21 protein-coding genes are annotated in these 18,326 nt (G+C 60.7%); 15 read left to right on the forward strand and 6 right to left on the reverse strand.

What is annotated here, in order from left to right:
• Positions 1-6: 6 nt before the first annotated feature.
• The 6 genes from H7A76_RS22945 to H7A76_RS22970 form a co-directional block, all read right to left on the reverse strand.
• Positions 7-612 carry a lysis protein gene (locus H7A76_RS22945; RefSeq protein WP_185700623.1) on the reverse strand — a complete coding sequence of 202 codons (606 nt, stop codon included), beginning with the start codon at positions 610-612 and terminating at the stop codon, positions 7-9.
• Between the two features lie 171 nt (positions 613-783).
• Positions 784-1,002 (reverse strand): hypothetical protein, encoded by a 219-nt coding sequence (locus H7A76_RS22950; protein ID WP_185700624.1) that lies wholly within the window; start codon positions 1,000-1,002, stop codon positions 784-786.
• Positions 999-1,466: a structural protein gene (locus H7A76_RS22955; RefSeq protein WP_185700625.1), complete on the reverse strand. Its 468-nt coding sequence runs from the start codon at positions 1,464-1,466 to the stop codon at positions 999-1,001. Before H7A76_RS22955 ends, H7A76_RS22950 begins: the two co-directional genes overlap by 4 nt.
• A 119-nt stretch (positions 1,467-1,585) precedes the next feature.
• Positions 1,586-2,269 (reverse strand): hypothetical protein, encoded by a 684-nt coding sequence (locus H7A76_RS22960; protein ID WP_185700626.1) that lies wholly within the window; start codon positions 2,267-2,269, stop codon positions 1,586-1,588.
• 20 nt (positions 2,270-2,289) lie between these two features.
• Complete coding sequence (locus tag H7A76_RS22965) at positions 2,290-2,772, reverse strand: hypothetical protein (protein ID WP_185700627.1); 483 nt, start codon at positions 2,770-2,772, stop codon at positions 2,290-2,292.
• A gap of 4 nt (positions 2,773-2,776) precedes the next feature.
• The gene (locus H7A76_RS22970; RefSeq protein WP_260498058.1) at positions 2,777-3,247 is read right to left on the reverse strand and encodes a helix-turn-helix domain-containing protein; all 471 of its coding nucleotides are present in this window, start codon (positions 3,245-3,247) and stop codon (positions 2,777-2,779) included.
• A gap of 80 nt (positions 3,248-3,327) precedes the next feature.
• Here H7A76_RS22970 and H7A76_RS22975 point away from each other — a divergent pair, with 80 nt between their 5' ends.
• The 15 genes from H7A76_RS22975 (at position 3,328) to H7A76_RS23045 (ending at position 18,313) form a co-directional block, all read left to right on the forward strand.
• Complete coding sequence (locus H7A76_RS22975; RefSeq protein ID WP_185700628.1) at positions 3,328-3,552, forward strand: DNA-binding protein; 225 nt, start codon at positions 3,328-3,330, stop codon at positions 3,550-3,552.
• A gap of 337 nt (positions 3,553-3,889) precedes the next feature.
• Positions 3,890-4,369 carry a hypothetical protein gene (locus H7A76_RS22980; protein ID WP_185700629.1) on the forward strand — a complete coding sequence of 160 codons (480 nt, stop codon included), beginning with the start codon at positions 3,890-3,892 and terminating at the stop codon, positions 4,367-4,369.
• Positions 4,366-4,668 (forward strand): helix-turn-helix domain-containing protein, encoded by a 303-nt coding sequence (locus tag H7A76_RS22985; protein WP_185700630.1) that lies wholly within the window; start codon positions 4,366-4,368, stop codon positions 4,666-4,668. Before H7A76_RS22980 ends, H7A76_RS22985 begins: the two co-directional genes overlap by 4 nt.
• 10 nt (positions 4,669-4,678) lie before the next feature.
• Positions 4,679-5,608: a hypothetical protein gene (locus H7A76_RS22990; protein ID WP_185700631.1), complete on the forward strand. Its 930-nt coding sequence runs from the start codon at positions 4,679-4,681 to the stop codon at positions 5,606-5,608.
• A gap of 3 nt (positions 5,609-5,611) precedes the next feature.
• Positions 5,612-7,387 carry a DDE-type integrase/transposase/recombinase gene (locus H7A76_RS22995; RefSeq protein WP_185700632.1) on the forward strand — a complete coding sequence of 592 codons (1,776 nt, stop codon included), beginning with the start codon at positions 5,612-5,614 and terminating at the stop codon, positions 7,385-7,387.
• Positions 7,387-8,568 carry an ExeA family protein gene (locus H7A76_RS23000; RefSeq protein ID WP_185700633.1) on the forward strand — a complete coding sequence of 394 codons (1,182 nt, stop codon included), beginning with the start codon at positions 7,387-7,389 and terminating at the stop codon, positions 8,566-8,568. Before H7A76_RS22995 ends, H7A76_RS23000 begins: the two co-directional genes overlap by 1 nt.
• Before the next feature lies 1 nt (position 8,569).
• Positions 8,570-8,890, forward strand: a complete 321-nt coding sequence (locus tag H7A76_RS23005; protein WP_185700634.1) for a hypothetical protein — start codon at positions 8,570-8,572, stop codon at positions 8,888-8,890.
• On the forward strand, positions 8,883-9,167 hold the full coding sequence (locus H7A76_RS23010) for a hypothetical protein (RefSeq protein ID WP_185700635.1): 285 nt from the start codon (positions 8,883-8,885) through the stop codon (positions 9,165-9,167). The genes H7A76_RS23005 and H7A76_RS23010 overlap by 8 nt, the downstream gene beginning before the upstream one ends.
• Positions 9,167-9,649 carry a hypothetical protein gene (locus H7A76_RS23015; protein WP_185700636.1) on the forward strand — a complete coding sequence of 161 codons (483 nt, stop codon included), beginning with the start codon at positions 9,167-9,169 and terminating at the stop codon, positions 9,647-9,649. The genes H7A76_RS23010 and H7A76_RS23015 overlap by 1 nt, the downstream gene beginning before the upstream one ends.
• A complete protein-coding gene (locus tag H7A76_RS23020; protein WP_185700637.1) occupies positions 9,642-10,259 on the forward strand; it encodes a DUF3164 family protein in 618 nt (205 codons plus the stop codon). The genes H7A76_RS23015 and H7A76_RS23020 overlap by 8 nt, the downstream gene beginning before the upstream one ends.
• Before the next feature lies 1 nt (position 10,260).
• Positions 10,261-10,962 carry a DUF2786 domain-containing protein gene (locus H7A76_RS23025; RefSeq protein ID WP_185700638.1) on the forward strand — a complete coding sequence of 234 codons (702 nt, stop codon included), beginning with the start codon at positions 10,261-10,263 and terminating at the stop codon, positions 10,960-10,962.
• Positions 10,952-11,170: a hypothetical protein gene (locus tag H7A76_RS23030; protein ID WP_157838134.1), complete on the forward strand. Its 219-nt coding sequence runs from the start codon at positions 10,952-10,954 to the stop codon at positions 11,168-11,170. Before H7A76_RS23025 ends, H7A76_RS23030 begins: the two co-directional genes overlap by 11 nt.
• Complete coding sequence (locus tag H7A76_RS23035) at positions 11,167-11,619, forward strand: gp16 family protein (protein ID WP_185700639.1); 453 nt, start codon at positions 11,167-11,169, stop codon at positions 11,617-11,619. Before H7A76_RS23030 ends, H7A76_RS23035 begins: the two co-directional genes overlap by 4 nt.
• Entirely contained in the window at positions 11,616-11,987 is a 372-nt protein-coding gene (locus H7A76_RS23040; protein WP_185700640.1) for a Mor transcription activator family protein, read from the forward strand. The genes H7A76_RS23035 and H7A76_RS23040 overlap by 4 nt, the downstream gene beginning before the upstream one ends.
• Positions 11,988-12,220: 233 nt before the next feature.
• On the forward strand, positions 12,221-18,313 hold the full coding sequence (locus H7A76_RS23045; protein WP_260498059.1) for an SDR family NAD(P)-dependent oxidoreductase: 6,093 nt from the start codon (positions 12,221-12,223) through the stop codon (positions 18,311-18,313).
• Positions 18,314-18,326 lie beyond the last annotated feature (13 nt).

Genomic DNA, 18,326 nt, shown 5'->3' on the forward strand with positions numbered 1-18,326 from the left:
ATGCGGTCAGTCCTTGTGTTGAAACGCGATGAGTTGGGCACGGATACCCAAGGCCCAACGACCGTAGTCCTGGGCAAAAGCGAGGATGTCTGCGGGGGTGACGCCGCTTTCCAGTAGTTCTTGCGCAGAACCGGGGGCTGGCCAGGCGGCTGCATCATGGACGGTGGTGTTGGTAGCTGGGGCGGTGGCAGGCAGATCGGCTCCGCCGAGGGCGAGATTGAAGTCGCGCACCCAACCAGCAGTAAACACGCAGCGAGGGATAGGAGCAGGCTTGGCAGCAGGCCCCGGTAGATAGACAGTTGTGACATTGGGGATGCGCTCCTGAAGCTCTTGATGTGCGTCGGAAAGCTGCTGTTGGGTTTGCTGCAGTTGCCGGACAACCTGGTCCACGCGCTCTGCCTGTTCCTGAAGTGCTGAAAGATTCGCCTGAGCCAAATCAGCACGCTGATCCGCGTACTTTCGCTCCAGCCTGGCCAAGGCTTCGTTGCCCACTGCGCGCTCACGAGCGGTGGCACTTTTATCGCCTGCAGTGAAAGCAATCAGCACAGAGATCGCCCAAGCAAACGCAAGCAGGACTGGCGCGTAGCGGCGCAAGGCTTCAAGTACCCCCATGGTTGAGCCCCCTACGGCTACGTGCCTTTCGTGCAGCACGACGAATGGCGGCAACACGAGGCTTGCCGGTCCTGGTCAGCGGTTGGGGGCCGTGCCAGCTCGCCACGCCTGGCGATGACCAGGAGCGCGGGAGCAGTGACAACAGATGGTTGAACATGCGGGCCAGCAGGTTCATGGGGTGTCCCCTTGATCCGGCCCTTGCTTCACCAGCCGTGCCAGGAAGAGCAGCACGGCCAACACACTGTTGACTGTCGCGTAGGTCGAGGGGGAAAGCTGGGCTTCCCACATTGGCAGGACGGTCACCTGCAGGAGGCCCAGCAACGCGATGACGATAGCCAACTGGACGCTATGGAGCTTCCAGCAGCAATGGCAGTTGTCGATCAGCTTCATGCCTGCTCCCCGTGATAGGCGTCGGGGACAATGCCCGCCAGGTGCAAGCCTTCGGTTACCAGCGACTCGCCGTACCAGTTGCCATCCGGGAGCGGGCCGGAGCCGTTTTCATGACGAACAATTGCCTCAACCAAAGCCCGCATGGTGCGGTAGTCGTACACATCGATCCTGGTGTCGGGGGATACGCCCACGCGGGTAGCGACTTGGCGAATGTAACTCTCTGTATTGTTCTCGTTCGGCGGTGCCCAACGGCCAATGATTTGGCGGATGGTGCGCAGCTGGTGCTTGTCCTGGTAGGTGATCAGCGTCCGGGCCAGGGCACGGATGCCCCATTGGGCGCCGGTGAACTGAACGAATGCAGCGTCATTTTGGTTCGCTGACATGCCCTGCCAGCGGGTGCCTTTGACATGGCGAATGTTGCCGGGGTTGAAGTTGCGGATACCGCGAGGGCTTTCGGGTCGCATCTGACGCCTCCTGTAATGGCGCCAGTTGCAGGCGCCAGAAATACACACGCCGCCATTCTCGGCGGCGTGGTACAGGAAGGCTTTTAATCGAGTTTAAAGAGATCTTATTAAGTGCAACTTTAAGCTGCTGGGGTAGCTGACACCAGACAAGCGTCGCGGGCTGTCTTATACGAGTTCAATGCGTCTTGAATTGAACCAGGGATCTTTTCCACCCCAGCATTCATCGCAGCAGCTCGCTGAGACTGCCACCACAAACTGGCATAAATACCAGCAGAAAAACATTGCCCTAGCGGTTCGAAAACTGAGTCGCCGAATTGCGCTTTACCGGAAGCAACCAGTTCATTAAATAAGCGGCTCTGGATACCCATTTCTCTTAGCTGACCGCGCTTAAGAACCACGACACTGTCAGACATCGCTTTGTCTAAAAAATCGACTTGCTGGGTCGCTGCGATAAGAGCCTGTTTACTTGCAGTTGCATATCTAACACCAGGCTTCAAGGGCTCACCCTCTGTCGAGTGTGTTTCAGTTTTCTCCGGCTCCGGCTCCGGCTCCGGCTCCGGTGCAGACGCAGACGCAGACGCAGACGCAGACGCAGAGATGGAATTAGAAGTGGAGGGGGTAACAACGAGTGCTATTGAAAACATGAGAATTGTTACTACAGATCCACAGAGCAGAATAGATAAGCGCCTTGGTGTAACTGCAGTTTTTCTATTTTTGAATACGCCTGGAGCAACCGTGCCCAAAACTGTTAAACCAAAGCCAATGAAGCTGACTATGAACAAAATACCACCTAGAAACCCCATGGTGCCCCCCTCAGTAAACACTAGCGCCGCTTGCGAAGCTCAGTTCTGATGGCATCAATGGCAGCACTGCTTTCTGCCATGACCCGATCCTCTATCCGCCGGATGTGACTCAGCCACACCCCGCATACCAGTATCGCCACCATAATAGGCACCACTACAGTCCACATTGACTGAGGATCCTGTAATGTTTTGATTAGAACTCCTGTAAACATTGCAGTTGCAAGGCCCGCCAACAATACAAGCATCAAGATGCAGGGAACATTCAACCAAGAACCACGGACTCCACTCCACCATTGAGATCGCCAATAGGCCAAAGCGTTTCTCAGTTCTTGACCTGATGCCAGATGTAGTGGCCGTTCTTGAGAGCTATTGTCACTCCCCACCATAGAAATGGAACCATAATTATCCCCTTGGATATTCAGTTCCAGATGTGTTTTTCCGCCCTTATTAACTACGTTCTTCCCTGCCACTTGACCAGCATCGCCATGGAAGTCTTGACGCATGGCCTCACTCCTTGATTTTGCCAACACCGAAATTAAATGACACTTCGGCCTCGTTAGTAATTGAACCTTCCACTATCTGGCCTACATCACCATGAAAAGTCTGTTTTCTTTTTTCTTTCTGTTTGTCATTTGTTCCTGCGGCCAATCCCGCCAGAATTGACGCCTTGACTGGTAGTGCCGCTTTGCGAAAGAGAGTCACTAGCTCACTCTCATCCTCTGACAACGCTTCTGCACTGTGTAGGCCGGTCACAATGTAGAGGACATCTGCCCCTAACCTAGCAATAGCTGCAAGGTAGTCAGCCCCGGGAAACCGGTCCCCCTTTTCGTATTTGAGCTGGGCGAGTTTCTGCACGCCACCAATAGCTCCGAATGCTGGCTGAGTGAAACCAAGTCTTTCACGTTCCTCTCGCAGTCGATCTCCGATATCTATTTTCATACCAAACCTGTTGACAGGTATCTTTTTAGATACCATCATTGATTCACACCATCCAACCACGAATGGTCATTTAGTCGGCACCTAGAAAGGCGCCATAACTCCTCGAAAGGAGCTCCCTCATGAAGCTGCGTACCCCCGATCAGGCCCGTGCAGACCTGAAGGCCAAGGGTGTTTCGATTACCCAATGGGCAATCGCCAATCACTTTTCTCCGAACCTTGTTTTTGAAGTGCTCGGAGGTCGCAAAAAGTGTGTTCGCGGCCAGACCCACGAAATAGCCATCAAGCTCGGTTTGAAGGCTGGTGAGATTTGCAGGGACCCGGCTAAAGCACTGGAAGTTGCATGATGACGATATCAGCCCATGAGTCCAACTCATCAGCCAATCTTCGCTTCGACGCGCTATCCGCCGCGAAAAAAGTAGGGCTACGCCGGAATGCTCGCCACTCACTGACCAATGCTAATGGATCTGTTTCGCAGAATTGTACACAGATCCGCAATAGACCTTCGATCACCACGCTTTGTGCTTCGACTTGTGCTTGTAACCGTTGCAGATCGCTATCCATTGCTCCCGCCCTCTCAGTGAATTTACCCGATTTCATTGTGCATGGCGCAATGGCATTACCAATAGTCAAACTAACTTTTTGTTTGGAGGGTCTCTTTTCGCTGACTCAGGAGGCTCTCCAATGAGCCCTCGTCAATGGAAACGGGTACAACCAACCAATCTGCGTGATGCACTGAAACTCTGTCAGCAACACGCCAAAGAGCGCTTTAACCACAGCATTGAACGCATCGCCTCTCTGATGGGCCTTGAGGATCACTGGACTCTTTACAAGTGGATCGCAAATGGCCGGATGCCTGCCGTTCTGGTGCCCGCATTCGAGCAGGTCTGCGGCATCAATCTAGTGACCCGCTGGCTGGCAGGTAACAGCGGAAAGCTGCTGATCGACGTACCTTCCGGTAGGACTCCCACCGCGCATGACATCCAATCGTTACAAGCTGTACTCCACGAAACTACGGGCCAGTTGATGGCTTTTTATGCGGACGATGCAGAAGCAAGTGCGACGTTAGCGTCTATCCAGGCCGCACTTGAGGAGTTGGCGTGGCACCGTGGCAACGTACAGCAGCACGCTCACCCGCAGTTGGAACTGGAGGGGCAATCATGAGCCGCACCTTCTCTGCCGCCGCACGTGTGTTGCGGGTGCTCAAAGCTTTGAAAGGCCACACCGTGACAGGCCTTAGCAACGTCGAATTGGCCCAACTCACCCAGGACAGCCCCAGCAACATCACCCGAGCGATGCAGACCCTGATCGAGGAAGGTCTTGCGGTGAAGCTGGACAACGGTCGTTTCGCTCACTCAGTGGGTGTGCTGCAGATCGCCCAGGCCCACGCCGAGCATATGGCCCGCCTGACTAACCGTATGCAGGAAATCAATCAGCGCATAGCTGCTGGATCGATGAACTAAGGAGAACACCATGGCACGTACTAAAGCCCAACCCGTAGAAACAGTCGATCTGCCAGTCCTGAATGGCGAGATGCTCACCGCCAACCAGAATGCAATGGCAACCCTTCAAGCCTCACACAGTGAAGAGCGTGACCTAGTAAACCAGCTTCTTGGTCAGGCACAGATGGCTGGGGCGTTCGAGGAATTTTCCCGAACCGTTCGGACTTCCAAACTTGCTTACGTCAAGGAAAACAAGCTCTATCGGGCGCTGGCTGGCCGGAAAAACCCGAACGGTTCGGAATTTTCAGGGACTTGGGAAGAGTTTTGCCAAGTACTGGGAATGTCTGCAGACAAAGCAGATTTGGACATCAGCAACCTCCGCACATTCGGTGAAGAGGCCCTCGATTCGATGTCCCGTATGGGCATCGGCTACCGCGAAATGCGCCAGTACCGCCGCCTTCCTGAGGACCAGAAATCGGCCCTGATTGAAGTGGCCAAGACCGGTGACAAGGACGCTTTCCTTGACCTCGCCGAAGAAATCATTGCCAAGCACGCCAAGGAAAAGGAAGAGCTGGGCAAGCGCCTGGACGAAACCAACGCCGACTACGAAGCGCAGAGCGAAGTCATGGCGAAGAAAACCAAAGAACTGGACAGCACCAAGCAGGAGCTGGAGAAGCACCGTAAACGCATCCAGACCGCCACCCCTGACGATGTCCTCAAAGAGCTGCGCACAGAGCTTGTTGCACTGCAGTTTGAAGTCGAGGCCAAGATCCTGGGCGAATTGCGTGAAGGCTTTTCCAAGATGGCTGAACACGGTGAGGAACATGGCGTAGATCACCGTGCTTACCAGGCGGACCTGATCCTTCAACTTGAAACCACCCTGGCCACCCTTCGCAGCGAGTTTCACCTGCACGACCAGAAAGGGGGCGCTCCGGCCTGGATGGGCCAGGCCGAGGCTTAATCCATGAATCCGGTACTGACCCAGCAACTGGCACAGATCGCCTTGCGTGCGGAGAGCGCTCCGCACGGTCAGCGCACTGCAATTTACAAGGCAGGCGCAGCTGAGCTGGGCGTTTCCATTCAAACACTTCAGCGCAAGCTGAAGGAGGTCCGAGTGACGAAGCCGCGTAAACGCCGTAGTGACGCAGGCAACAGCGCCTTGCCCCTGGATGAAGCTCGGTTGATATCAGCGATGTTGCTGGAATCGATCCGAGCCAACAACAAGCAGTTGTCCACGATTGAGCGCGCTGTTGAACGCCTGCGGAGCAACGGCTTGATCTTGGCCGGGCGAGTCGATGAGGCGACAGGGCTGTTTCGCCCGCTGACAAGTGGCGCCATCAGCCGCGCCCTACAGGGTTACAAGCTGCACCCAGACCAGCTGCTGCAGGATGCACCTGCGGTGTCGCTGGCCAGCAATCATCCCAACCACGTTTGGCAGGTGGACGCCTCGATCTCGACGCAGTTCTACCTCGCGGACAGCGGCGCCCAGGTGATGAACAAGGCCGAGTTCTATGACGGCAAGCCGAGCAACTTGAAGAAAATCGAGCGTCAACGCCTTTGGCGCTACGTGATCACGGACCACACCAGTGGAACCTTGTATCTGGAGTATGTCCTGGGGGCGGAGTCCGCAGAGAACTTGTGCAACGTGTTGATCAACGCGATGCAAAAGCGTCACGAGGCGGACCCATTCCACGGCGTGCCATGGATGCTGATGACCGACCCAGGCGCGGCCATGACCAGCGGCATTTTCCGCAACCTATGCCGCGCCATGTCCATCGAACTGATCATCAACCAGGTCGGCAATGCGCGGGCAAAGGGTCAGGTCGAACAGGCGCACAACATTGTTGAACGTGAGTTTGAGAGTGCGTTGAAGTTTCAGGCAGCGAACAGCCTGGAACAGATCAATACTTGGGCCGGAAAGTGGATGCGTTACTACAACGCGACCGCGATCCACACCCGGACCCGGCGCACCCGGTACGGCGTTTGGCAGTTGATCAAGCAGGAGCAACTGCGCCTGGCTCCGAGCATTGAGGTCTGCCGTGAGCTGGCTGTTAGTACGCCGGAGTACCGGAAGGTCAGCAACCTGTTGCGGGTTTCGTTTCGCGGCGCTCAGTTCGATGTCAGCTCAGTACCTGATGTGATGGTGGGTGAAAAGCTCCTGATCACCCGCAATTGCTGGCGTGACACGGATACTGCCATCGCTGTGTTGGTGGGTGAGGATGGCCGTGAGCACTACCACGTGATCGACCGGATCGGAATCGATCAGTTCGGGTTTGCTGAGACCTCGGCGCTGATCGGCGAACAGTACAAACGCCATGCCGACACCCCTGCGCAGGAGTCGCGCAAAGTCCTGGAGCAGATCGCCACCGGTACAGCCAACCAGGCCGACGCAGAGGCTTCTCGCAAGGCCAAGGCCGTTCCGTTCGGCGGACTGATCGACCCTCATAAACACATCAACGACACGGTGTTGCCGTCATACATGCCGCGTCGCGGCACGTCGCTCAACGTCAATGCCCCGGCTGTCGAGCTGGCGCCGCTCAGCCATGTTGAAGCCGCCAAGCTGTTGCGCCCACGCCTGGGCAATCTTTGGTCGGCTGACAGTTTCAGTCTGCTGCAGCAGCGGTATCCAGAAGGAGTTCCCCATGAGCAGCTCGACGCCATTGAGGCGGAGCTGAAACGACCTGTTGAGGTCATGCGCAAGCCGCTCAGCCTGGTGCTGACTGCGGTTGGAGGTGAGTGATGTTGAAGCTCAAGCACGTTTTACAAGGAATCGGTAAGCCTCAAACGGCCTTGGCCGAGTCGCTGAAGCTCAGTGACGCGACAGTCGCCCAGTTGCTGAACCACGGTCAGTGGCCGCGCAGCTTGGACTGCGAAGACCTGCAGGGGCGTATCCGCGTATTCCTGACCGAATGCGGCGCCAACGATGCCGATATCGCCAACGCCTTTGAAGAAGTGGATCTGCCGTGCGCCAACACGGCAGATCCGGCCCTAGTGAAAGAGCCGTCCGGGGAGGACGAACCTATGTTACTGCCAAAACAGACCTTACAGCCAAGTACCCGAAAAGCCTTTGGCCTTTTCCGTGACCCATTTGATGAGCTGCAATGCGCCCAGGACATGTGGGTTAGCCCCGACATTCGCTATGTCCGCGAGATCATGTATCAGACGGCGCGGCACGGTGGTTTCCTCGCTGTCGTAGGAGAGACAGGTGCAGGTAAAAGCACGCTTCGCCGCGACCTGGTGAACCGCATCACCGAGGGTAGCGAACAGGTGATCATTATTGAACCCTATGTCCTGTCGTCTGAGGACAGCGAAGCAAAGGGCAAAGCCCTGAAAAGCACTCATATCGCCGAGTCGATGATGGCGGCAGTGGCTCCATTGGCGAAACCCAAAAGCAGCCCCGAGGCACGCTTCGCTCAGTTGCATAAGGCGCTGAAAGAGTCCCATGCAGCGGGTTACCGCCACTGCCTGGTGATCGAAGAAGCCCACAGCCTGCCGATTTCAACGCTTAAACACCTCAAACGCATCCTGGAGCTGGAGGTTGGTTTCACCAAACTTGTCAGCATCATCATGATCGGCCAGCCCGAACTGAACGTGAAACTCAGCTCCCGTAACGCCGAAGTACGCGAGGTTGTACAACGTTGTGAGCGCGTTACGTTTGAGCCGGTTGAAGAAGCGCGACTGGAAGAGTTCCTGAAGTTCCGCTTCGACCGGGCAGGCAAAGTGCTTGCGGAGATCATCGATGCCAGCGGCATCCAGGCGATAGCAGAACGTCTGTCTCAGCCAAGCCGACGCGGTAGCCCCGATGGAACGATGTCACAGCTTTATCCGTTGGCCATCGGCAATCTGGTCATCGCTGCGATGAATCTGGCTGCCCAACTGGGCGTACCCGTGGTCACCGCTGATGTCGTGAAGGGGGTGTGAGATGGCCGCTCTGTATCTGGTCGGGGGGCAAGTGGCACTGCCGCCCAGCATCCTGGCTGACGACTTCCCCGCGAAGTTGTCGGCCTTCAACGACCTGACCCGCGAACTTCGCCAGGCTGGCATTGGGATCAAGCACCTGGTGCTGGCCGACAACAAGATCTTTATCGAACCGTCCAGTGTCGAGCTGTTCCTGCGCCGGTTCGGGCATGAACTGAGGGGCATTCGGTATTCACCTCGTGGGCGGTTCACCTGCAACACCGTGACCGTGCGCAATGTTGATGTCGCCTGGTACACCTTGGTGAAGGAGCAGGACCATGAGTGAAGTCATCGTTCACGCATGTTCGACCCTCTGCAATCCAGATCTGCTCAGCGAGCAGCAGGTCCGTACTGAGCTGAAACGAGCCAACGAGGAGTTACTCGGCAAGGATTTGAAGATCATTGAGTTGAAAGAACAGGTCCACGCACTCAACGCGATCCTGGTGAAGCTCGCCAAGCTGCAAATCGCGGGCAACTACAGCGACATCAATAGCGAGATGCAGCGACTAGGCGATTACTACCAAGAACAGACAGCAGCCAAGTCGGCAAGGCAGGTCCACTGATGAACCAGGCCCTTACTCACTCCATTGACACGCTGCGCGCAGCTGTCCGCTCTGAGACTCCCGCGCTTTTCTGGCAGGAGGCCATGCAGCATGTTTCGGTGCTCTTGGAGCATTTGCAGCCATCTTCTGGCGTATCAGCAGCGCTCAGCTCTACCCAGGCCTCTATCACTGAAGGTCGGCTCCTGGACGCGGTACAGCACCTGGATCAGGTGTTGTTGTATCTCCATGCCCAGTCCAACGAGCACGTCACCCACCTTGCTGACCTCCTGGTCGCTTTCGAGTCCGCGCAATCGATCAAGCCATTCCTGTGGCTGGAGATTGGTTACAACCGCATCGGCGGCTGGATGGTGACGGTGTACGACAAAGCTGGTGGGATTGAACGCGTGATCGTCAAGGTACAAAGCCACCCGAGTGCTGGCAACGCAATTATTGAAGCAGCGCAACAGCTTCTGGCCTACATAAAGGAAGAGTCTCATGACTGATATCACTATTCCTGAAGGCTTCGTACGCAACGCCGTTGGCCACCTGGTTCCGATTGACCAGGTGCGCGAGCACGACAAGCTGCGTGACGGAGTTGCGCGTGATCTTGGCACCGCCGCTGAGCAGCTCAGCCAGGCATTGGCCCATTTCAAGAAACAGGCCCTGGCCGACATTGCCGATCTGATCGCCGTTTCGTCCGAGCGCTACGGTGTCACGCTGGGCGGCCAGAAAGGCAATGTCTCGATCACCACCTACGACGGCGAGTTCAAGATCGAGCGGGCCTATGCCGACCGGGTTGTTTTTACCGAGGAAATCCTCGCTGCCAAAGAACTGATCAACCAATGCATCAACGCCTGGTCCGAGGGCGCCAACAGCCACCTACGGGTTCTGGTTGACCGCGCTTTCAGGGCCAACCGCCAGGGGCAACTGATGGTCAAGGACGTGCTCAGTTTGTTGCGTGTGGAGATCGACGATCCCGACTGGAAAAGAGCCATGCAGGCGCTGAAAGACTCCATCCAGGTCAACGGCACTGCCGTCTACATCCGGGCCTATAAACGCCAGGGCAATACCGACCAGTACTTGCCTATCAACCTGACTTTAGCGGGGGTGTGAAATGGACCAGGACCGCATTCTCGACAAGATCAAGAAGTGCTTGGAGATGGCCAAGGGCAAGGGTTCTAACCCCAATGAAGCGGAGATTGCCCTGCGTCAGGCTCACAAAATGATGGAAGCCTACAACCTGGAGATGGGGGATGTGCTCGCCAGCATGGCCGGAGAGGCCAAGGTGGCAGCCGGTTCCGAAAGCGACCCACCAGCCTGGCGGGTACGCTTAGCCCATGTCTGTGCCGAGGCATTTGGCGCTCACTTCATTATTAGTACGCCCTGGTTTGAAAGCGCATCGTTCATTTTCATCGGCTGTGGAGCGGTGCCCGAGTTGGCAGGCTATGCATACCAGGTACTGGAGCGCCAGTTGCAGAAGGGGCGCCGTGATTTTCTCGCTACACAGAAGCGCTGTAAACGCGCCACCAAGGTCGCCCGTGGCGATGCATTCGCTCATGGCTGGATCGACGCAGTGTCAGCCAAGGTGGAGCAATTCGCCGGGGTCGAGGACAGCATCGCTGAGGCGATCCAGGCCTACATGGCCAAGAAATATCCGAACCTCGGCCAGGCCAAGATGAAACGCCGCAAACTCAAGGCCCGAGACGAAGTGGCCGGAGACGCCGGATACCAGGCGGGCCGGTCGGCCCAGCTGCACCACGCGGTGAATCATCGGCCATTGGCACGTTTGACTGTGGGGGGGCGAGATGAGCGATAAACAGAGCTATGACACCTTGGTAGTGGAAGGAATGGGCAACTCTATTCCGCGAGAGATTGGCGGGCTACGCGTTGCGGCCTGGTCCTCAGGAAACGCCCTTCATCATATGAGCGAGCTGGAAGACTTCGTTCGTGAGCTGTCCTACGGCGATATCGAAGACCCTCAACAGGCTGCTATTGAATTGATGGAACGCGGAGGATGGGGATGAGCACTGCGCCCAACAACCTGACCAGGCTGCGTTATATCAAGCTGATCCATGTTGCGCGGCGTGAGCTGCGCATGGATGACGATACCTATCGCCTGATGCTATCCGGCATGGTCGGATTGGAAGGCGCTACATCGACCGCTGACCTGAGTGTTCCAAATCTGCAGAGGGTTTTGGAGCAGCTCAAGCAGCTGGGATTTAAGCCCCGTCCAAATAAGACGGGAGCGCGGCCACGGGCCAATGATGAGCAAGCCAAGAAGATCCGGTCACTGTGGCTGGAGCTGCACGACCTGGGCGCCGTTCGCGATCCTTCTGAGGAAGCCTTAGCCAGGTTCGTGAAGAGCATGACCAGAGTATCTGCACTGCAGTGGCTCAACGTCCCCCAAGCGAGCCGGGTGATCGAGAACCTAAAGCAGTGGCAGCGCCGGGTGACAAATATGGAGGTCGTATGAAAGCGCCGTGTAACGCACCGGGTGAGCTTCTTCAGACCCTGGCCGAGCATGTGGCCCAATCTGCCAGGGATACACTAGATGTCAGCCCTGAACTTGCGGAAGCACATGGCAGTGAAGTGGCGATGCTCATGGCAAATGTCTGGGGCGGGCAGGTTCTCTACATGCCGAAAGGCATCCACCTGCAGGCTTCGAAGCTGCATCAACAGCTCTTTGATGAGTGCACGGGGCGGAACCAACGAGAACTTGCCAGGAAGTACAATGTCTCCCTGGCGTTTGTCTACAAAGTCGTCAAGAGGATGCGACTGGCTGTAATCGCTCGTGACCAAGGTGATCTCTTCGCGTCCTTTGAAGTGGACGACGAAGAGTAGTTACCAGCGGCAAAGAGAGCTACCTTTCCACCTGGCGCCCCGATCACCTGACAATGGCCGGGGCCAAACCTAATTGCACCTGCTGCAACACATTTACAGTTCCCGTACCACCATGGACCATCAGATCCCGGAATGTCTCGGGTTTATCTCACACCTCTCCCTATATTTATCTCAGTCCTAAACAAATTCGCCGGGCGGGCGGGACGGCCCCGGGCTATCGCTTCGACCTTGAGTTGTTCGACGAGCAGGGCCAGTGCTGCGCCTTGCTCCACCAGTTGTCGTTCCGGGTCGCCACTGCCGGTCCCGAGGCGAGCGACGGCTTGCTGTGCCGCAAGCAGTGGCGCGAGGTCCAACCGGCCAGCGCGATTCCCGCGCCGGACCTCGATCGACAGGTGCTGGTCCTGGGTCAGCATGAAGCCTTTGCCGGGCTGGCCGAAGCGCTACAGGCCTCGGGCATCGGCTGTCATGCCTTGGCGCCGGGCGACTACCAGCAAGCCGCGCAGGCCCTGGCTGCGCAACTCAAGCCCTTGCTCCAGGACGCGCGGCCATGCCTGCTGCAGCTGTTGATCGCCGCCGATGAGCCTGTGGGCCATGTCGGCCTGGCCGGGCTGTTGCGCAGTGCCAGTCGTGAGCAGCCGGCGTTGGTCTGCCAGGTGGTCGAGGTGGCGGCAGGGCTCACTCCTTGGCAACTGGCCAGTGCCTTGGCGGCCGAGGCGGTCGATCCTGCGGAGCGCCAGCTGCGCTACCTGGCCGAGGCCGGGGCGTTGCGGCGCCAGCAGTTGTGCTGGCTGTCCCAGCCCCTTGGCGACGGCCCCGCGCCGTGGCGAGCGGACGGCGTGTACCTGATCACCGGTGGCCTGGGCGGGATCGGCATGATCATGGCCCGGGCGATCGGATCGGCGGCGCCCCGAGCCCGCGTGGTGCTCTGTGGCCGCACGCCGGCGACTGCGCCCGAGCTGCTGGAGAAGCTGGCCCAGTTGGGACCGGGAGTGGAATACCAGGCCCTGGACCTGGCCGCCGCCGACCAGGTCCAGTGCTTGATCGACGACCTCATCGAGCGTCATGGCGCACTGCACGGGATCCTCCATTGCGCGGGTATCACACGTGACGCCCTGCTGGTGGACAAGAGCGCGCAAGACTTTGCCGCCGTCCTTGCCGCCAAGGTCGCCGGCGCGCAGCACCTGGACCGCTGCAGCAGCGGCCTGGCACTGGACTTCTTCGTGCTGTTTTCCTCCATCGCCAGTGTTCTGGGCAACGCCGGACAGTGCGACTACGCCGCCGCCAATGGTTATCTGGATGCCTTTGCCAGCCTGCGCAACCGCCAGGTCGCCGCTGGCGACCGGCAAGGCCGGACCCTGGCGATCAACTGGCCGCTCTGGCAGGCGGGCGGCCTGCACATGAGCGCTGGCGCACGTCGCCTGCTGGCCGAGCGCACGGGCATAGAAGCCATGGCCAGCGCCACCGGCGTCAAGGCGTTCTACCAGGCCTTGCACAGCGATGCGGAACAATTGATGGTCCTGGCGGGCCGCGACGGCGAGAAACTGCGCGCCTTGCTCGACGCCGGCCCGGCGCCGGTGGCCGAGGCCGCGGCGCTGGACGCTGTGGATCTGGCGAGTTGGCTGCGCCAGTTGCTGGCAAAGACCCTGAAGCTGGCACCGCAACGGCTGGACGAAGAGCTGCCGTTCGAGCAGTACGGGCTCGATTCGCTGATGATCCTGGAAATGACCGCCGTCCTGGAAAAACGCTTCGGCCCGCTGTCCAAGACGTTGTTCTTCGAGTACCCGAGCCTGCGCGAGCTGGCTGGCCATCTTGCCGCGCGCCAGGTCTCGAGCCCTGTATCGGCACCGCTCGCTGAGCAACTGCGCGGCCTGCTGGCCGAGGTCTTGCAGCGGCCGCTGGAGCGCAGCGACGACTCGCGCTGCTTCGAGGAGTTGGGGTTCGATTCGTTGCAGATCCTCACGCTCACCCGGCGCCTCGGACAGGTGTTCGGTGCGTTGCCGCCGGCCTTGCTGTTCGAGCATTGCAGCCTCGACGCCCTGGCTGGCTACCTGGCGGCGCGGACCACCAAGGCGCCAGAGCGCGCCCCTGGCGCTGCGCTCCGGCGTCTGTTCCACAGCGGTGCGCCGCAGCCCCTGGCGAACCCGCCGGTGCATGACGATATCGCGATCATCGGTATCGCCGGGCGCTATCCGGACGCCGAAGACCTGGAGGCCTTCTGGCAGAACCTCAGCCAGGGCCGCAACAGCATCCGCGAGATTCCTCCCGAGCGCTGGGACTGGCGCGACTACTACAGCGCCGACCGCGGCCAGGCCGGCGTACATAACAGCAAGTGGGGCGGGTTCATCGCGGACATCGACCGGTTCGACCCACTGTTCTTCAATATCTCGCCACTGGAGGCCGAGCTGCTCGATCCCCAGGAACGGCTGTTCCTGCAAACCGCCTGGGCGGCCATGGAGGACGCCGGCTACAGCCGCCAGCTCGGCACCGGGCAGGAGGGCTCGGGACCGCAGGTCGGCGTCTATGCCGGGGTGATGTACAACGAGTACCAACTGCTGGGCGCCGAAGCCAGCCTGCGCGGCCAGCGCATGGGGTTCGCCGGTTCCAGCGCGAGCATCGCCAACCGCGTGTCGTTCTGCCTCAACTTGCAGGGCCCGAGCCTGGCGGTGGATTCGATGTGCTCCAGTTCGCTCACGGCCCTGCACCTGGCTTGCCAGGACTTGCACAGCGGCCGTACGAGCATGGCCATCGCCGGCGGCGTCAACCTGACGCTGCATCCGAACAAGTACCTGATGCTCAGCAGCGGCCAGTTCATCTCCAACCAGGGCCAGTGCGCAAGCTTCGGTGAAGGCGGCGACGGCTATGTCCCGGGCGAAGGGGTTGGCGTGGTGGTGCTCAAGCGCCTGGCAGATGCCGAGCGTGATGGCGACCAGATCCATGGCCTGATCAAGGGCAGCCACCTCAATCACGGCGGCAAGAGCACCGGCTACAGCGTCCCGGACCCCCGGGCGCAGCAAGCGGCCATCAGCGGCGCGCTGGCCGATGCCGGGCTGGAGCCGGCAGCTATCAGCTACATCGAAGCCCACGGCACTGGCACCCGCCTGGGCGATCCGATCGAGATCGCCGGCCTGGACAAGGCCCTGGGTCCGCGTGCGCCGGACCAGACCTGCTGGATCGGCTCGGTGAAGTCCAATATCGGACACTGCGAGGCCGCGGCTGGAATCGCTGGCCTGACCAAGGTGCTTTTGCAGCTCAAGCACGGGCAAATCGCGCCTTCGCTGCATTCGCAGACCCTCAATCCCTTCATCGATTTCGCCGCCACGGCCCTCAAGGTCAACCAGCAGCTGCGCCAGTGGCCGCAGGCAGTGCAGGCGGGCCGGCCCATGCCACGCATCGCCGGGCTGTCGTCGTTCGGCGCCGGGGGCTCCAATGCCCACCTGATCGTCGCCGAATACCCACGGCCCCGACCGTTGGCGAGCGATACCGCACAGCCGCAGATGATCCTGTTGTCGGCCCGCGAGCCCGAGCAATTGCGGCAGATCGCCGGGCGCCTGCTGGCCAGGCTGGAACGGGCCGAGGCCGGCGACAGCCTGGCGGCGGTGGCCTGGACCCTGCAAGTGGGGCGCGAGGCCATGGCGCATCGCGCGGCGCTCGTCACTTCGTCCCTGCATAGCTTGTTGGGGTCGCTGCGTGCGCTGGCCGGCGGCGACAGCAGCGGCTGGATTCGCGGTGACAGCCAACTGGCCAGTCAACGGCTCGAGCAATTCAAGCAGCAATGGCCCGACTCCCGGCAGGAGCCGCTGATCGAGTTGCTGGCCCAGGGGCTGTGGCAGCAGGTGCTGGAACTGTGGTGCGACGGCTTGCGGATCGACTGGGCCGCGTTGCGCGCCGGGCAGGGCGAGCGCCCCCGGCGCATCGGCCTGCCGAGCTATCCCTTCGCCAGCGAGCGTTACTGGGCGCCCGTGGGCGGCCCGCGGCCACCGGTCCCGGCGGCACATCCATTGTTGCAGGCACGGCACCCGAGCCCGGAGCATCCGGCCTTCACCAGCCTGCTGCGGGGTGACGAGCCCTGGCTGCGCGATCACCAGGTGGCCGGGCACAAGACTTTGCCCGGTGTCGCCTACCTGGAGATGATCAGGGTCGCCGTCAGCCAGGTTCGCGACGCGGGAACCGCTCGGGGCATGGTCATCGAGCCGCTCCATTGGCTGGCGCCCTTGACGGTGCAAGGGACGCCGCGCCGCTTGCAGCTGGACCTGCAAGCCACGGCGGGGCACCTGGCGCTCACCCTGCACAGCCTTGACGGCGACCAGCCGGTGGTGCATTGCCAGGCCCGGGTCAGCGCCGCGACACCCGCGCCAATCCAGACGCCGGACCTGGCGCAGTGGCGGGCACGATCCTGGGCACGCCAGCTGGAGGCTGAAGCCGTCTACGGGCTGTTCCAGCGGATGGGCCTGGACTACGGGCCCAGCCACCGCGCGATCCGCCAGCTGCAGATCGCCGAGCAGGACGGCCAGCGCCAGGTGCTGGCGCGGCTGGAGCTGCAAGATCTCACGCCCGGATCTGACTGGTGGCTGGAGCCCGGCATGGCCGACGGCGCATTGCAGGCAGCCATCGGCCTGTTGCTGCCACTGAGCGGTGAGTTGGCCGGCCCCTGGCCACTGCTGTTGCCCTTCGCCTTGCAGCGCCTGGAACTCATCGCCCCTTGCCAGCGACGGATGTGGGCGTTGCTGTGCAGCGACCCGCCACGCCAGTGCTGCGACATCGACCTGGTGGACGACCAGGGGCGGCTGTGCGCACGGTTCATCGGCTTGAGCTCCAGGAGGCCCGATACCGTGACGGAAAACAAACCACCCAGCGCTACACGGCACCTGCTGGCGCCGGTCTGGTCGGTGCTCGACGGCGCCTCCCAAGAACAGCAAGCCCAGGGCCCGGTATTGGTCTTCGGCGCCACGCCGGCGCGCCGCCAGGCATTGGCCACGCTTTATCCCCGGGCGGAGCTGCTGGAGGATGGCCGGAACGACTATCTCGGCGTGCTGCAGGCCCACCCCGGCCTCGAGGAAGTGGTGTGGCTGGCGCCGCCCGTAGAGCCCGGCGCGGACCTGGTCGCTGCGCAGCAACAGGGTGTCCTGGCGCTGTTCCGGCTGATCAAGGCCCTGCTGGAACTGGGCCATGGTCGTGCCTCGCTGCGCCTGACCCTGCTTACCGCCCAGGCGCTGGCCATCCATCCCGGCGAGTCCTGCGATGTGACCCATGCCGCGGTGCATGGGCTGGCCGGCTCGCTGGCCAAGGAATACCCGCATTGGACGGTGCGCCTGGCGGACCTGGCCGAGCAGCAACTGCCGTCGCTGGGCGGCGCGCCGTTCGCCGCGCTCGCCTCCGGCGAGCCGCTGGCGTTGCGCCAGGGCCAGTGGTGGCGCCGGCAACTGGTACAGGTCAAGGCCGATGCGCTGGCGGCCGCGATGCCGGTCTATCGCGACGGCGGCGTTTACCTGGTCATCGGCGGTGCCGGTGGCATCGGCGCCGTCTGGAGCCAGCATGTGATCAGCCGACATCGCGCCCGTGTGATCTGGGTCGGACGGCGGGCGCTGGAGGGGGAGGTCGCGGCGAAACTCGACGAATTGACCGCCATCAGCTCGATGCACGGCGCTCCGGCGCCGGTCTACCTGCAGGCCGACGCCGCGGATGCGCAGCAGTTGGCCAGGATCGAACGCGAGGTGGGCGAGCGCTTTGGCCGGATCAATGGGGTGGTGCATTCGGCCATCGTGCTCAAGGACCGTAGCCTGGCCAATATGGATGAGCAGACCTTCAGCCAGGTGTTGCAGGCCAAGGTCGCGACCAGCGTGGCCCTGGCCCAGGCCTTCGGCGCGAGCGCCGCGACCCTGGACTTCGTGCTGTTCTTCTCTTCGATGATGTCCTTCAGCACCGCCGCCGGACAAAGCAACTATGCGGCGGGCTGCACTTTCGCCGACGGTTTCGCCCGCCAGCTCGGGGAGCGCTGGGCTTGCCCGGTCAAGGTGATCAACTGGGGCTACTGGGGAAGCGTCGGCACGGTCAGCGACCCGCGTTATCGGCAGCGCATGCAGGCCCTGGGGCTGGGCTCCATCGAGCCGGAGGAAGGCTTGCGAGCCATCGATCAACTGCTGGCCGCAGACCTGGGCCAGCTGGCACTGCTCAAGCTCCTGGCGCCCGTATCGAACGAGGGCCCGGACAGCCTGGCCGGATTACTGGGCCGCGAGCAACTCACGCTCGACACCCGGTCGGTGCCCGACACCGCGGCCCTGCAGGAGCGGCTGCGGGAACGGCTGATGGCCTTGGCCGCGCTTACCTAGAGGCCGCAGCCGG

Source organism: Pseudomonas sp. MSSRFD41 (assembly GCF_014230245.1).
GTDB classification, from domain to species: Bacteria; Pseudomonadota; Gammaproteobacteria; order Pseudomonadales; family Pseudomonadaceae; genus Aquipseudomonas; species Aquipseudomonas piscis.

Excerpts from the sequence above, each read along its gene's own strand:
- H7A76_RS22945 (WP_185700623.1), bottom strand. The coding sequence starts at position 612 with ATGGGGGTACTTGAAGCCTTGCGCCGCTACGCGCCAGTCCTGCTTGCG.
- H7A76_RS22950 (WP_185700624.1), bottom strand. The coding sequence starts at position 1,002 with ATGAAGCTGATCGACAACTGCCATTGCTGCTGGAAGCTCCATAGCGTC.
- H7A76_RS22955 (WP_185700625.1), bottom strand. The coding sequence starts at position 1,466 with ATGCGACCCGAAAGCCCTCGCGGTATCCGCAACTTCAACCCCGGCAAC.
- H7A76_RS22960 (WP_185700626.1), bottom strand. The coding sequence starts at position 2,269 with ATGGGGTTTCTAGGTGGTATTTTGTTCATAGTCAGCTTCATTGGCTTT.
- H7A76_RS22965 (WP_185700627.1), bottom strand. The coding sequence starts at position 2,772 with ATGCGTCAAGACTTCCATGGCGATGCTGGTCAAGTGGCAGGGAAGAAC.
- H7A76_RS22970 (WP_260498058.1), bottom strand. The coding sequence starts at position 3,247 with ATGATGGTATCTAAAAAGATACCTGTCAACAGGTTTGGTATGAAAATA.
- H7A76_RS22975 (WP_185700628.1), top strand. The coding sequence starts at position 3,328 with ATGAAGCTGCGTACCCCCGATCAGGCCCGTGCAGACCTGAAGGCCAAG.
- H7A76_RS22980 (WP_185700629.1), top strand. The coding sequence starts at position 3,890 with ATGAGCCCTCGTCAATGGAAACGGGTACAACCAACCAATCTGCGTGAT.
- H7A76_RS22985 (WP_185700630.1), top strand. The coding sequence starts at position 4,366 with ATGAGCCGCACCTTCTCTGCCGCCGCACGTGTGTTGCGGGTGCTCAAA.
- H7A76_RS22990 (WP_185700631.1), top strand. The coding sequence starts at position 4,679 with ATGGCACGTACTAAAGCCCAACCCGTAGAAACAGTCGATCTGCCAGTC.
- H7A76_RS22995 (WP_185700632.1), top strand. The coding sequence starts at position 5,612 with ATGAATCCGGTACTGACCCAGCAACTGGCACAGATCGCCTTGCGTGCG.
- H7A76_RS23000 (WP_185700633.1), top strand. The coding sequence starts at position 7,387 with ATGTTGAAGCTCAAGCACGTTTTACAAGGAATCGGTAAGCCTCAAACG.
- H7A76_RS23005 (WP_185700634.1), top strand. The coding sequence starts at position 8,570 with ATGGCCGCTCTGTATCTGGTCGGGGGGCAAGTGGCACTGCCGCCCAGC.
- H7A76_RS23010 (WP_185700635.1), top strand. The coding sequence starts at position 8,883 with ATGAGTGAAGTCATCGTTCACGCATGTTCGACCCTCTGCAATCCAGAT.
- H7A76_RS23015 (WP_185700636.1), top strand. The coding sequence starts at position 9,167 with ATGAACCAGGCCCTTACTCACTCCATTGACACGCTGCGCGCAGCTGTC.
- H7A76_RS23020 (WP_185700637.1), top strand. The coding sequence starts at position 9,642 with ATGACTGATATCACTATTCCTGAAGGCTTCGTACGCAACGCCGTTGGC.
- H7A76_RS23025 (WP_185700638.1), top strand. The coding sequence starts at position 10,261 with ATGGACCAGGACCGCATTCTCGACAAGATCAAGAAGTGCTTGGAGATG.
- H7A76_RS23030 (WP_157838134.1), top strand. The coding sequence starts at position 10,952 with ATGAGCGATAAACAGAGCTATGACACCTTGGTAGTGGAAGGAATGGGC.
- H7A76_RS23035 (WP_185700639.1), top strand. The coding sequence starts at position 11,167 with ATGAGCACTGCGCCCAACAACCTGACCAGGCTGCGTTATATCAAGCTG.
- H7A76_RS23040 (WP_185700640.1), top strand. The coding sequence starts at position 11,616 with ATGAAAGCGCCGTGTAACGCACCGGGTGAGCTTCTTCAGACCCTGGCC.